We start from the raw sequence: 15,009 nt of genomic DNA on the forward strand, positions 1-15,009 counted from the left end.
TTTCCTTGGGTCGAAATTCGCGCTGCCGGTTTCCGGCAGAGCCGTTTGAATTGGCGCGCCGCAGCATGGCGGCGCCCGGCGTACGCAAGGGGTGGTGATGATCACGGGGGAAGTGGGACATATTGCAATGGCGCGGCCCGACCGGGCAGCCATTCGCCGGGCGTTGATCGGTTCGGCAACGCTGCTGGCGGCGGCACTGCCCGCCGCCGCGTGGGCGCAGGCGACACCGCAGATCCCGACGCGCGAGGAAATCCAGCAGCCGGTGCTGGCGCCGGTGACGCAGCCGAACGAACAGGTGGTTTCCACCGACGACAGCATCGAGCGCGCGCCCTGCCCGCTCGCCAACCCCGAATTTGCCAATATCCGCTTCACGCTGCGCGGCGTCGAGTTTTCGAACGTCGAGGGCATCGATACGGCGATGCTCGCGCCGAGCTGGTCGGACCGGGTCGGGCAGGAGCTGCCGATCGCGACCGTCTGCGACATTCGCGACCGCGCCGCGACGATGCTGCGATCGCGCGGCTATCTCGCGGCGGTCCGCGTGCCGGCGCAGACGATCGGCGACGGCATCGTCCGGCTCGACATCCTCGCCGCGCGCATGACGCGTATCGAAGTGCGCGGCGATGCCGGCGCGAACGAACGGCTCCTGCAACGCTATCTGTCGCGGCTCGACGACCAGCCGGTGTTCAACATCGTCGATGCCGAACGCTATCTGCTGCTCGCGCGCGATATTCCAGGGATGGACGCGCGGCTGACCCTGCGCCCCGGCAGCGCGCCCGGCGAAGTCGTCGGCGAAGTGACCGTCGCGCGTACCCCCGTGATCTTCGACTTCAATGCGCAGAATTTCGGGTCGCGCGACGTCGGCCGCTGGGGCGGCACCGCGCGCGTCCGTTTCGCCGGGCTGACCGGCATGGGCGACCTCACGACCGCGAGCTTCTACACGACCCCCGATTTCGACGAGCAGAATGTCGTCCAGCTCGCGCACGAGTTCCGCGTCGGCGGCGAAGGACTGCGGTTCGGTGCCAGCTATACCCATGCCTGGACGCGCCCCGACATCGCGGCCTTCCCGATCAAGTCGAAAACGCAGATCGTCAGCCTGTTCGCATCCTATCCCGTCACGCTGACTCAGGCGGAGCGGATCACGATCGGCGGTGGGCTCGACTTCATCGACCAGGATATCGGGCTGGGCGGCGTCCCGATCAACCGCGACCGGCTGCGCGTGTTCAACCTGCGCGCCGACGGCAGCTGGATCGACCCCGCATCGGTATCGGGGCGCAGCGGGTTCAGCCCGTCCGAGCCGCGCTGGTCCTATTCGACCTCGTTCGAATTGCGGCAGGGCGTCAACTTCCTCGGCGCAAGCGACGACTGCGGCCCGACCGGCGCTGCCTGCTTCCTGCCCGGCGCGGTGCCGTTGACGCGCGTCGAAGGCAAGCCCGACGCCTTCCTTGTCCGTGCAAGCGCGCTGGCCGAATGGCGGCCGGCAAAGCTGTTCACCCTGTCGGCTGCGCCGCGTGCGCAATGGGCCAGCGACCCGCTGCTCGCCTATGAGGAATTTTCGGGCGGCAATTTCACCGTCGGGCGCGGGTTCGACCCCGGCACCGTGATCGGCGACAACGGCGTCGGCGTATCGCTCGAAGCGCGTTACGGCTCGTTCGTCCCCGCGAATACCAAGAGCTTTGCCCTTCAGCCCTTCGCCTTTTTCGACGCCGCATGGGTGTGGAACAAGGACAATGCCTTCAACGGGCTCAATCCGCAGAAGCTCTATTCGGCGGGTGGCGGCGTGCGCGTCGCCTATGGCGACCTCGGCCGGCTCGACGTGACGCTGGCAGTTCCGCTCAATCGCGGCGGTTTCCTGACCGAGCTGCCCGATCCGCGGCTGCTCGTATCGCTGACCACCCAGTTCGGCGTGCGGGCGCGCTGATCATGACCTTTGCCCAAGACCCTGCATCGAGGACGACCGACATGCGTGCCACCGCCACTCCCTCGCCGAACCGCAATGGAAAGCGGCGTCTGTTCGAAAGCTGCGCGATCGCCGCGGGGATGATGGCGCTGGCCTATGGGGGGCCGGCTCTCGCGCAAGTAGCGGGATCGGGGACGGTCACCAACCTGCCCGCGGGCACGACGAACGGCACCGGGGTGAACCCGTCGACGGTGACCGTCAACGGATCGCAGAATATCGTCACCTGGACTCCGTCCAACGCGCCGGTCGACGGGGTGATCGATTTCCTGCCCACGGGCAACACGCTGAATTTCGTCGGCAATACGCCGGGCTATATCGTCCTCAACCGTTTCACCTCGGCATCGGGCGCGTCGATCACCGACCAGATCGCGCTCAACGGGACGGTGAACAGCACGGTCGGGGCGACCACCGGTCCGCGCGGCGGCAACATCTGGTTCCAGAATGCGGGCGGCGTCCTGATCGGCAGCAGCGGCGTCATCAACGTCGGCAGCCTCGTGCTGACATCGAACGATATCGACACGACGGGCGGCCTGCTCGGCCCCGGCAACACGATCCGCTTTCGCGGCGCGCCGGGAAGCACCGCATCGGTCAGCGTCCTCGGCGCGATCAATGCGAACAATGTCGGCAATCCGGGCAGCAGCTATGTCGCACTGGTCGCACCGCGCGTCGTGCAGGCAGGCGCCGTGCGCGTCGACGGATCGGCCGCCTATGTCGCCGCCGAACAGGCGGACATCCGCATCAACAACGGCCTGTTCGACATCAATGTGACGGTGGGCGCCGAAGGCGGCGACGTCATCACGCATACGGGCAGCACCAGCGGCCCCGCGCATCAGCAGGGCGATGTCGACCAGAACCGCATCTATATGGTCGCGATCCCCAAGAATGACGCGGTCACGATGCTCGTGTCGGGGCAGATCGGTTATGACGATGCGCTGTCGGCACAGGTCGACCCCGACGGCGCAGTGCGCCTGTCGGCGGGCTATAATATCACCGGCGGCGAACTCGACAGCGCGCCGGTCAATGCGACCGCCGCGAACATCACGATCAACGACACGCTGTTTCGCAGCGACACCGTCGCGCGCTCCAGCGGCGCGCTGGTCGGACAGCCGGTTCAGGTCTTGCCTCCGCCCGTCCTGCCCTTTGCCCCGCCGCCGCAGCAGGGCCGCATCGTCGTCCAGGGCAATGGCACCTTCATCGGCGACGCCAGCGCGACGTTCAACGTCAATGCCGGCCGCGCAGTCGGCGCGACGGGCAACTTCACCGTTCAGTCGGGCGGCGCGAACGGCGCCTCCGGCAGCGCGGCGGTCAACGTCAACGGCGGCCAGTTCGGCGCCGGCGGAAATCTGGTCGTCAGCGCCAACGGGCAGGCCGATGCCGTCACGGGCGATGCGACGGGCGGCACAGCCACGCTGAACGTAAACAGTGGCGGCCTCGCCACCGTCACCGGAAACATCACGGTGTCGGCCAACGCGATTGCCGGCTTTGATGCTACCGGCAACGGCGGTGACGGAACCGGCGGCAGTGCGACGATCCAGGTCTCAGGCACCGGAAGCGTGCTGCTCGGATCGGCCATCGTCGCGTCGACCGTCGGGGTCGGCGGTGGACTCTCATCCTCGGGGCCGGTCATTGTCGCGGACAATGGCGGAAGCGGATTTGGCGGAACGTCGCTGATCATTGCCGAGAATGGCGGCAGCCTTAGCGCCAGCACCGCCATTGGCGCCGTCGCAGCGGGCGCCGGCCAGATCGGCACCGTCCAGTCGGGCGACGGTCAAGGCGGCCTGGCATGGATCACCGTCACAGACCCGGGGACCAGCCTGCAATCGCCCCAAACGCTGCTCAATGCGGCCGGCATCGGCGGCACCAGCATATCCGATCCGACGCTCGGCACGTTCGACACGCTCGCCGGCGGGAATGGTCGGGGCGGAATCGCCCGGATCATCATGATCGCCGACGCAACGGCGACGGTCGACTTCGGCGCCACGGGCATCGATGCCAGCGGTTCGGGCGGATCGGCGGGCGGCGACAATGCGATGGGCGGCGACGGCCGCGGCGGCAGCGCCATCATCACGGCAAACGGCGGCGGCACCTTCCAGTTCGATGAGCTCACCGCCACGGCCGCGGGCAACAGCGGCAATGCCGCGTCGCTCAGCGGACAGACGGCATCCTCGGGCGATGCCCAGGGCGGGTCGATCGAACTCGGGACGGCCGGCGGGTCAACGATCGCGGTCAATACGAACGCCTTGCTCGATGTCACCGGAATCACGGCATCCGGCGAAAATGTCGGCAGCGGAACGGGCGGCAACGTCACCGTCTCGACGATCCAGGCCAGCAATATCAATATCGGCAGCGCGCTGATCGTCGACGCAGCGGGCGGCAGTTTCGGCTCTGCGGTCTTTGCCCAAAGCGCGGGCAGCGGCACGGGCGGCGACGTCGATCTGACCTCGGTCGGCGGCGGCGCGATCCGCGCCAATGGTTATGTCGTCAATGCCGGCGCCGGCGTCGTCAACGTCAGCGGTGCCAGCGGTGCCGCACAGGGTGGCACGATCGATGTCTCCGCCTCGACCGGCGGCCAGATCCTCACGACCGGCAGCAGCGGCAGCAGCAATGTCTTCGACACGAGCGCGTTCACCGGCGTCAGCGCCGCGGGCAGTTCGGCGACCGGCGGCACGATCCAGTTCATTGCCAATGGCGGCGCGATCAATATGGCCACTGGCTCGACCCTTGCCGCGGGCGGCGTATCGGGCGGCGCGATAAACCCCGGACCCAATAATCCCGTCGGACGCGGGGGCACGATCCTTGTCCAGCTCGTCGCCGAGCCGACCGGCACCAGCGCGATCACCCTCGGCGATTTCAATGCCGCCGCGAATGGCGCGACGGCGGTCGACATCGAAGGATCTCCGTCAATTCCCGACGAAACCGCCGGCAGCGGTCAGGGGGGCGACATCCGCATCGACGTGCAGGGCGGCACGCTGACCACCGCGTCGATCAACGCGTCGGCGAACGGCTTTGGCGGCAGCACCGCGGGCGGTGCGGGCGGCGCGCTGGGATCGGGAGGCTTCGCAAGCTTTACCCAGACGGGCGGCACGACGAACGTCGGCGACATGACGATCAGCGCCGACGGGTTCGGCGGCACTGCTCCGGGACAGTCGGGCGCCGGTCAGGGCGGTACCGCGATAATCGACCTCAGTGGCGGAACGATCACCGCGGCCGATATCGTCGCCACCGCCAACGGGCTTGGCGGCGACGGATCGACGGGCAATGACAACGACCCCGCCAATATCACCCCGGGCGGCCTTGGCGGCGCGGGGCAAGGCGGCGAGGCGACGATCAATATCGGCGGAACCGCCGTCGTCGACGCCAGCGTCATCCTTGCCAATGCTGCGGGGACCGGCGGCACGGGCGGCGAATTCTTCAATGCATCGAGCTTCGGCGGTTCGCCGGGCACACCGGGCAATGGCGGCGGCGGGACCGGCGGCAGCGCCACGGTCAACGTCACCGGCGGCACCACGACTGCAAGCGGCATGATCGCCGATGCGTCGGGCTTCGGCGGCGCCGGCGGCAACAGCTTCTTTTCGAGCAGCAGCGGCGGCGCAACGGGTATCGGCGTTGGCGGTCAGGGTGGCACAGGCCAGGGCGGCACCGCGACGATCGCGCTGGAATCGGCCGTTGCCGGGGTCGGCAGCACGAGCAGCATCGCGCAGGGCACCGGCGGCGCCGGCGGCAATCATAATGTCGGCGGCGCCGGCGGCGAAGGCTTTGGCGGACTCGCACAGGCCATCGTTACCAATTTCGACGCCGGGCAGCTTGCCGTGACGCTCGATTCGTCGGGCACCGGCGGCAATGGCGGCGATGGCCGCGACGGTGCGGGCGGCAACGGCGGTGGCGGCGGCGGCGGCGTGTCGCGCCTCGCGGCCGAAGGCGACGCGACCCTGACCGCGGTCGAAACCAATTTCATCACCAATGGCACCGGCGGCAACGGCGGCAACGGCCAGCTCGGCTTCGGCTCCTTCACGCTCGCCGCGCCGTCGGGCGGCAATGGTGGCGATGGCCGCGGCGGCACGCTCGAAGTCGCCGCCAATGGCGGCGGGACGGTGACGCTGGGCCTCGTCGTCGGCGATACCATCGCCCTCGGCAGCACCGGCACCGGCGGCAATGGCGGCAATGGTTCGGGCAGCGTATTCGATCCCAATGGCGTCGCGGGCGACGGCGGCGTCGGTGGCGGCGGTACCGGCGGTACGGTTCGCCTCGTCACCAACGGCGGAACGATCAGCTCGAACGGCGAATCGGTCGCCATCGATGTCGGCGGCGTTTCGGGCACCGGCGGCTTGGGCGGCACCGGCAATGGCGGGGGCACCACGGGCGCCAACGGCGGCTCGTTCGGCACCGCCGGCGGGCGCGTCGCGATCGAGGCGCTAAACAGCCTGACCGGACCGGGCGCGATCACGCTCGGCAATACCGAAATCAATGCGAACGGCGAGACTGCAGGGCGCATCGAACTGCGCGCCGAGGGCAATATCAGCTTTGCCGGGCTCGACGCCGAAGCCGCGGGCTTTGCGCTTCCCACGAACAACGACACCGACGTCGCGCCTGCGGGCATTTTCTTCGCGATGAACGGCGGGACGATCAGCAGTCAGGGCGATGCGTCGCTGACCACGGGCAGCTCGTTCGGCGCCTATGCGCAGTCCGACGGCACCTTCGACGTCAACGGGACGCTGACCATCAATGCGGTGGACCAGATCGATATCCGGCACGACTTCCGCGAAGGCGCGGCGCCGACGATCCGCGCCGGCGACGAGCTGACCGCGACCGCGGGCGGCATCAGCGGCGGGCCCGGAAGCCTGCTGGCCTCGGGCGGCACGCTGTCGCTGACATCGACGCTCGGCGCCGTCGGGGTCGGCGGACTCGACGCCGTGGATATCGTGATCGACGCCGCGGGCGCGGCGTCGGTCGAACATGCCGAAGCGGACAATGATTTCACCGCGACCGGCACCAGTTTCCGCACCGGGCTCAACTCGATCATCACTGGCGGCGACATTTCGGTCACCTCGCCGGGGACTATCGATCTCGGTAATTCGACGGCGGGTGGCTCGGTCTTTGCCGAGGGTCAGTCGATCGCCTTCACCGCGATCGATGCCGGCACGGTGGTAACGCTGCGCGCGCAGGGTTTCGGCCCGATTGACGGCGTCAACGGCGACAGCATCGTTGCCGGCGGCAATATCGCGCTGACCGGCCAGGGGATCACCGTCGACGATATCCAGACGACAGGATCGCTTTCGGCCAGCGCCAGCAATGGTCCGGCGACGCTCACCGCGGTCACGGCCGACGGCAACATCAGCGTCTCGGCGAACGGCAATGTGTTCGGGGCCTTCAACTCGGGCGGCAACATCAACCTGCGCTCGACCGCCGATATAACCGCCACCGCGAACGCGACCGGCGGCTATATCGATTCGTCGACCGGCTTCGTTTCGGAAGGCACCGCCTTCGCCGATGCCGACGGCAATGCGAATGTGACCGGCAGCGCCGCGACGATGTTCGGCGTGCGTACCGGCGGATCGGCCACGCTCGACACCGTCACGGCGGGCGAGGATGTGTTCGTACTGGCGGGCACGACCGCAAATCTGGCAAATGTCACGGCGGGCGACGACCTTTATGTCCGGGCCGACGGCGGGGTCACCATCCAGGCGTCGCAGACGACCGGTACCGGACCCGACGGCCGCAGCATCGTCTATCAGGCCTGCTGCTCGAACCCGACGCCCTTCCTGCAAGTCCAGACGAGCACGGCCGACCTGTCCAACGTCACGCTGCTCGCGCCGACATCGACGATCAATGCGACCGACGTCACCGCGTTCGATAATTTCACCGCCACGGCGGGCGGCGCCGTCACGGCGGGCGGGCTGATCCGCTCGGGCCTCGCGACGACGATCAGCGGCAGCGACCTTACGCTCGCCGCGATCACGGCGGGGACCGACATCACCCTTACCGCGAGCAGCGACGGCATAGGCGCAACCGGCGCGATCGCCGCCGGCCACGACGTCACCATCACGGCGGCGGGTGCGGTCGATGTGTCCGAATTCGACGCGGGCGACGATATTCGCGTCAACGCGGGCGGCGCGCTCACCATCGGCGGCGCCTACAGCTATGGCACCGGGGCCGACAATGAGGGCGACGGCAGCAACATCGTGCTGTCGGCGGGCGACACCGACGTCACCCACGCCGAATCCGACAATGATTTCATTGCCGACGTCGGCAGCTTCACGACCGGGCTCGATTCGATCATCACCGGCGGCGATATCATCGTGACTTCGGCCGGCGCGGTCGACATGGGCAATTCGACCGCAGGCGGCTTCGTCTCGGTCACCGGCCAGTCGATTGCGTTCACCATGATCGACGCCGGCGGCTCGGTCTCGCTCAGCGCCAACGACGACCTGCCGGGCGCGACGGGTATCAGCGGCGGCTCGATCGATTCGGGCGGCGATGTCGACCTCAACGCCCCGCGCATCGCGATCACCGGGACGGTCAGCGGTACCGGTACCTTCTCGGCGAACAGCTATGCCGGCCCGATCGCGATCAACCTCGCCGATTTCGACGACAGCATCTTTGTCTCGTCCGCGGGCAATATCACCGGCACCTATAATTCGGGCAGCGACATTCGCCTCAATTCGGGGGCGGGCATCAACGCCACCGCCAACGCCATCGGCTCGCAAAGCTCGAGCAGCGGCCCGCCGATCGCGGCGAGCGTGTTCGCCGATGCGGCGGAAAATGTCGTGCTCACCAACAGCAGCGCGTCGGGCATGTTCGGCGTCAATGCCGGCGGGTCGGCGACGCTCACCGGCGTCACGGCGGGCGAGGATATCTTCGTCCGCAGCGCCAACACCACGACGCTGACCAACCTTAGCGCGGGCGACGACCTGACCGTCCTCGCCGACGGCAACATCATCGCGTCGGGTCTCGCGACGACCGGCGCCGGTCCCGACGGCCAGACGCTGGTCTATGAAGGCAGCCCCGCCGTGGGCGGCGAATTCCTCGTCACCGGCTCGGCCCCCGACGGGTCGAACATCAGCCTGACGGCGGTCGGAAGCAGCATCGCCGTAAACAGCGCCAATGCGTCGGGCAATCTGACCGCCACCGCCGGCGGTTCGGTCACGTCGACCGGCTTGCTGCAATCGGGACAGGCGACGACCCTCACCGGTAGCGGCCTCGCTCTTGCGGCGATCACCGCCGGGACCGACATCGCGATCACCGCCAGCAATGACGATTTCGCCGCTACCGGCACGCTGACCGCCGGCAACGATATCGACATCAGCGCCGTCGGCGCGGTCAATGTCGCCGGCCTCGACGCGGGCGACGATATCCGCATCGGCATCGGAAACGACCTGACGATCGGCAATGCCTATAGCCGCGGCACCGGGACAGACGATGAAGGCGACGGCAGCAATATCGTGCTCGCGGCGGCGATAACCCGCGTCGACCATGCCGAGGCCGACAATGATTTCACCGCCAGCGTCGGCCGCTTCACCACCGGGCTCAATTCGATCATCACCGGCGGCGACATCGTCATCACGTCGGGGAGCGGCGTCGACCTTGGCAATTCGAGTGCCGGGGGCCTCGTCTCGGTCGGCGGCGAGACGATCGCTTTCAACAGCATCGTCGCCGGAAGCACCGTCAGTCTCAGCGCCAGCGGGACGTTCGGCGCCACGCCGGAAATCAGCGGCGGCAGCATCGACGCGGGCGGCGACATCATCCTGTCGGCGAACCGCATCGCGGTCACCGGCCCGGTGACCGGCGACGCCGGGCTGTTCGCCTTTGGCGGCAGCAGCGTCGCGATCGACCAGACCGATATCGCCGGCGATATTTCCGTGACCGCGGGCGGTGACCTGACCGGCAATTATGTGGCCGGTGGCAATATCACCCTGAATTCGGACGGGAATATCACAGCCACTGCGGTCGCCAATGGCGGCTATGTCGGTCCCAACGGGATCAGCGAAGGCTATGTGTTCGCCGATGCCGACGGCAATGTCACGCTGACGAACAGCAGCGCCGCCACGATGCTCGGGGTTCGCGCCGGGCAGGCAGCGTCGGTCAGCAATGCAACGGCGGGCGAGGATGTGTTCGTGACGGCGGGCACCAATGCGACGCTCGCGAACATCACCGCCGGCGACGATCTGACCGCGACGGCGGGCGGCGGCATCACGGCGAACGGCCTGACGACGACGGGTACCGGCCCCGACGGCCGCAGCGTGATTTACGGCCCCCTGTCCGCAGGCATCGACGCGCTGCAGATCACCACCTCGGCCGCCGACCAGTCGAATATCGCGTTGACGGCATCGACGGGCAATATCGGCGGCGGCGCAATGGATGCGTTCGACAATCTGACCCTCGTCGCAGCGGGCGCGATTACGGCTAGCGGAACCCTCCAGTCGGGTCAGGCAACGAGCATCAATGGCCGCAATGTCATCTTCAATGCCATCGACGCCGGAACCACGGTCGACGTGTCGGCATCGGGCACGACCGCCGGCGCCGAAGGCATCCGCGGCGTCGACATCAGCGCCGGCGGCGATATCAACCTCAGCGGAAACAGCATCGCCCTCACCGGTACGGTCGACGGCGGCGCATCGCTCTTTGCCAACGCGACGGGCGGCACCGCCGCGATCAACCAAGCCGATCTCGCCGGCAATATCGCCGTATCGGCCGCCGGCAACCTGTCGGGCAGCTATGCGGCCGACGGTAATGTCAGCCTGACATCGGATGCGAACGTCAATGCGTCGGCCATAGCCCGCGGCACCACCGCCGACGGCAATCTCTTCATCGATGCGGGCGGCAATGTCGTGCTGGCGAACAGCACCGCGGCGCGCATGTTCGGGGTCAACGCCGGCGGCTCGGCAGCAATCACCGGCGGCACGGCGGGCGAGGATCTGCTCGTCCGCGCCGGCACCACGGCGTCGCTGACCAATGTCACCGCGGGCGACGATGTCGATATTCGCGCCGGCGGCAATGTGACCGCAAACAATGTCAGCGCAACCGGCACCGGCGCCGACACGCGATTGCTGAGCTATATGCCCGGCAGCGGCTTCACCATCATGCAGGGCGAAGGCACGTCGTCAGTCGATGGGTCGGATGTCCGCATCGCCTCGACCAACGGCTCGATCGACGCCACCACGCTGTCGGCAGGCGACGATATTTCGCTGGTCGCCACCGGCGGCAATGCGACGCTGAGCGGCGCGACGACACTCGGCCTTGGCGTCACCGGCGGCAGCAGTAATATCAGCGTCCAAGCGGCCGACGCGACACTCGCGGGCCTCAATTCGGCCGACGATGTGCTGGTGACGACATCGGGGACGACGAGTGTCGACGGCGCGATCGTCGCGGATCGCGATATCGCGATCACCGCCGGCGCCGTGAACCTTGCGACGCTGGCGACGCCCGGCGGCAACGTGGTCGATACGCTGGCGGCGGGCCGCAACATCACTGTCGCGGCAGCGGACGACATCAGCGGCGGGCGCATCAACGCGATCGGCGATATCACGCTCACCAGCGGCGGCGCGATCGAGGTCGCCGGTATCTTCGGCAACAATGTCGCAGTCGATGGCGCAACGGGCATCACCGCCGATCAACTGTTCGCGGTCGGCACGACGACGCTGAACAGCGACAATGGCGCGATCGCGCTGAACACGCTGGTGTCGTCGGGCAACGTCGATGCAACCGCCGATTCGATCGTTATCAACGGCGGCAGCATGATCTTCTCGAACATCGTCACCGATGTCGGCGATGCGATCGTGCGCGGCGGCGACCTGTTCATCATCAACGGCAATATCGCCGGACGCGCCGAATTTTCGAGCAGCGGCGAGCGGCTCGGCGTCACCACGCTGACCGCGCAGAGCGCCGCGCTCGAAGCAAGCGGCGGCTTCATGACGCTCGACAATGTGGATGTCAGCGGCGCGCTGTCGGCCACAGCGCGGACCTCGCTCGGGATCACCGGCGTCGTCACCGGCCAGTCGATCTCGCTCGCGTCGGCCAATATCGACATCGCATCGACCGGCCGCGTCGGCACCGCAGGGGCGACCGGCGAGGTGTCGATCGCCAACAATAATCCGGACAACCAGACCTTCGTCGGCGGCACCGGCACGCCGAACGGCTATCATATCGACGCAAATGAGCTGACCCGCGTCTTCGGCAGCGACGTCGAGATTTTCGCGCCCGAGGTGCAAGCCGCGAGCGGCGGATCGGTCGGGTCGGCGGCGCCGCCCGACGTCATCGTCGACAGCTTCACCATGACCGGCGGCGCATCGGGGTCGAACCTCGGCGCCAGCGGCCAGCTCACCATCCGTACCCCGGGCAAGATGCGCGTGATCGGCAATGTCCAGCTGACCGGACTGACCGACGCCAATGCGCTGAACCTGCTCGCCGATGACGCGCTGGAAGTAATCCTGGGCCAGGGCAGCGTCCGCCTGATCAGCGGCAACGCGCCCGCCGGTCAGCTCAACATGGCGTCCGACGACATCATCGTCGCGACCGCCGATGCGATCGCCGATGTCGGCGCCGCGACGACCACCGACGCGATCGAAACACGCCTCGCCCAGAATGACGGCGTCCTCCTCGACGAAGGCGCGCTCTTCGCCCGCGGCATCCGTGCCGAGGTCGTCGGCGGTTTCTATGTCCAGAACAGCGGCGCCGGGACCCGCTTCGCCGAACGCCGCGGGATGACCTTTGGCGCCGGCGGGCTCGATGTGCTCACCGAAGGACCGTCGCGGATCGTCATCAACGGCGTCCATCTCGGCCCGAACGGACAGGTCACCGGGCTCGACACCATCCCGCTGCTGACGATCGCGGGCAGCGTGCCGGCTCCCGGCAGCTTCGATCCGCGGTCGACCTTCAACGGGTGCCTGATCACCGGCGCGGCCGCCTGTAACGCGCCGACCGGGAACAGTTTCCCGGTCCAGGACGTGATCGAGGAAGAAAGCGAAGGCGACAAGGGCGACGGCAACAACCTGCCCCAGCCGCTGATCACGATGCGCGACCTCGATCCGCTGAGCGGCGAGCCGCTGCTCGACGATCCGGTGACCGGCGCGGGCAACGACGATCTGTGGACGCCCGAACTCGACAGCTGCGATCCGGGGAGCGCATCGGGCGGAACCTGCCCCGCGGCGGAGTGAGCGCGGGCTAGGGTCCCGACCATAGCGTTTCGGTTGACGCTGACCCGCCGGACGGGGCATGGGCGCGAGGATGACCGACGCCCCTGCCCTCCCGCTCAAGCTGTTCAATAGCCTGACGCGCAGCCTCGAAGTCTTCGAGCCTGTCCACCCCGGCGTTCCTGGCGATCCGGCGAAGCCGGCGGAGGCGCGCGTCTACAGCTGCGGGCCGACGGTCTATAATTACCCGCATATCGGCAATATGCGCGCCTATGTCTTCGCCGATACGCTCGGCCGCACGCTGTCGTACAAGGGCTACAAGCTCACCCATGTCATCAATATCACCGACGTCGGCCACCTGACCGACGACGCCGACGCGGGCGAGGACAAGCTGGAAAAGGCGGCCGCCGAGAAAGCCCAGTCGATCTGGGACATCGCGCGCCACTATACCGAGGCCTATTGGGCCGATGTGAAGGCGCTCAATATCCGCCAGCCCGCGCACTGGTCGATCGCCACCGACTATGTGCCGCAAATGATCGAGTTCGCAAAAGCGATCGCCGACAGGCACTGCTACGAGCTTGATAGCGGCCTCTATTTCGACACCACGACGGTCGCCGACTACGGCCGCCTTGCGGGTCATGATCCAGCGCTCCTGAAGATTGCCCTTCAAATTTCCGACCGACTTAGAAATGTACCTTCCGATCTAAGCGATGCAGAGTTGAAAACTTATTTCTACTCCGCGGTGCAGGATTTTATTGAAACGGTTGAAGAAATTAGGGAAACCTCACCCGCGAAGCGCCTCCACTCCGAGCTCCTTGACATCCTACGCAAACTACCCGAACCCGCGTCACCGGACTTCACGAATGATTTCATGAAGCTGACCGAGAGGTTCGGTAAGTTCCTTGAGCGCGCAGAGGGCGAAAGCAGGATAGACCCTGTCGATGGCAAGCGTCATCCCGCTGACTTCGCCATCTGGCGCAAGACACCGCCGACCGAGACGCGCCAGATGGAATGGCCTTCTCCGTGGGGCATGGGCGCGCCGGGCTGGCACCTCGAATGCTCGGTGATGTCCGAAGCGCTGCTCGGCTTTCCGTTCGACATTCACACCGGCGGCATCGACCACCGCGAGATCCACCATCCGAACGAGATCGCGCAAAACCAGGCGCACAGTTGCAGCGACGCCAGCGGCGCGCGCATCTGGATGCACAATAATTTCCTCGTCGAACGCTCGGGCAAGATGTCGAAGTCGAGCGGCGAGTTCCTGCGCGTGCAGCTTCTGATCGACAAGGGCTACCATCCCCTCGCCTATCGCCTGATGTGCCTGCAGGCGCATTATCGCAGCGAGCTCGAGTTTTCGTGGGAGGGTCTGGGCGCCGCGCTGACGCGGTTGAAGCGGATGGTGATGGGTGTCGAGCGGCTGAAAGCCCAACATCTCGAGGCCAGTTCATCACAATGGTCACCCGCCTATCCCGCAGGCGAGTGGACACTGCAGAAATTTAAGGATGCGATGCCCTCTGGTTCGATCGAGGCGAACAACCTTCTCCAGTTCGACCGCGAGATTTCCAATGATCTCGGGGCGCAGAGCGCAATGTTAGAAATTGAGCTGGTTCTCGGTCCCGGCGCGAAAAAGCAATCGGCATCTGATCGGTTAAATACGCTCGCAGCCATTGATGACGTACTGGGTCTCCAACTTCTGTCCTTGTCGCGCGCCGACCTGCGCGTCCGGCCCAAGGCTGCGACCATTACCGAAGCCGAAATCGAGGCGATCCTCACGCGCCGCAAGGAAGCCCGCGCCGCGAAGGATTTCGCTGCCTCCGATGCGTTGCGCGACGAACTCGTCGCCGCGGGCGTCGAGGTAATGGACGGCGACCCGCTCGGCTGGGACTGGCGGCTTAACGCCGATTGAGGCTTGCCCCCGCGTTGCAG

3 protein-coding genes are annotated in these 15,009 nt (G+C 67.0%); all 3 read left to right on the plus strand.

Annotation, left to right across the window (positions count from 1 at the left end; all coding sequences use genetic code 11):
• Nucleotides 1-97 precede the first annotated feature (97 nt).
• The 3 genes from VGU00_RS01830 (at nucleotide 98) to VGU00_RS01840 (ending at nucleotide 14,989) form a co-directional block, all read left to right on the plus strand.
• Entirely contained in the window at nucleotides 98-1,918 is a 1,821-nt protein-coding gene (locus tag VGU00_RS01830; protein WP_327464898.1) for a ShlB/FhaC/HecB family hemolysin secretion/activation protein, read from the plus strand.
• Nucleotides 1,919-1,959: 41 nt separating this feature from the next.
• Complete coding sequence (locus tag VGU00_RS01835; protein ID WP_327464900.1) at nucleotides 1,960-13,107, plus strand: hypothetical protein; 11,148 nt, start codon at nucleotides 1,960-1,962, stop codon at nucleotides 13,105-13,107.
• 70 nt (nucleotides 13,108-13,177) lie between these two features.
• Nucleotides 13,178-14,989, plus strand: a complete 1,812-nt coding sequence (locus VGU00_RS01840; protein ID WP_327464902.1) for a CysS/YqeB C-terminal domain-containing protein — start codon at nucleotides 13,178-13,180, stop codon at nucleotides 14,987-14,989.
• Nucleotides 14,990-15,009 lie beyond the last annotated feature (20 nt).

The sequence above is a fragment of the Sphingopyxis sp. genome, assembly GCF_035944815.1.
Taxonomy (GTDB): Bacteria; Pseudomonadota; Alphaproteobacteria; order Sphingomonadales; family Sphingomonadaceae; genus Sphingopyxis.

Bases quoted from the DNA above. Each gene is read 5' to 3' on its own strand.
- VGU00_RS01830 (WP_327464898.1), top strand. From the start codon at position 98: ATGATCACGGGGGAAGTGGGACATATTGCAATGGCGCGGCCCGACCGG.
- VGU00_RS01835 (WP_327464900.1), top strand. From the start codon at position 1,960: ATGCGTGCCACCGCCACTCCCTCGCCGAACCGCAATGGAAAGCGGCGT.
- VGU00_RS01840 (WP_327464902.1), top strand. From the start codon at position 13,178: ATGACCGACGCCCCTGCCCTCCCGCTCAAGCTGTTCAATAGCCTGACG.